Origin of the sequence: Niveispirillum lacus (assembly GCF_002251795.1) — a bacterium.
GTDB classification, from domain to species: Bacteria; Pseudomonadota; Alphaproteobacteria; order Azospirillales; family Azospirillaceae; genus Niveispirillum; species Niveispirillum lacus.
In genome coordinates, this window is sequence record NZ_NOXU01000008.1 from 1 (window position 1) to 466 (window position 466).

General features: G+C 66.9%; 1 pseudogene. It reads left to right on the forward strand.

The features are described 5' to 3' along the window. A pseudogene (locus CHU95_RS00285) lies at nt 1–466 on the forward strand (transposase); the annotation flags it as partial.

Here is a 466-nt window from a genome sequence, read left to right on the forward strand (position 1 = left end):
GGACGGGGTACCCGATGCCAACACGCTGTGGGATTTCCGCGAGGCGTTGATCCGCGCCCGCGCGCTGGACAGGCTGTTCACGCGGCTAGATCAGGTGATCGTTGCTGCGGGTTACCTGCCGATGTCGGGCCAGATCGTGGATGCCACGCTGGTGGCGGCGCCCCGCCAGCGTAACAAGGAGGATGAGAAAGCGGCGATCAAAGAGGGCCGGTCGGCCAGGGAGATCTGGCCCGATCAGCCGGCCAANACCGCAGCCACCCGACATCGCCATCCCGGTCTTTGGCTACAAGGCGCATATCGCCATCGACCGGCGGCATGGTGTGATCCGGCGCCGGCTGGTCAGCGATGCTGCCGCCCACGACGGCGCGCGCCTGCGTGAGGGGTTGATCGACCCGGACAATACGGCGTCGGGTGTGTGGGCCGATACGGCCTATCGTTCGCAGGCCAATGAGGACTTCCTCCGCGC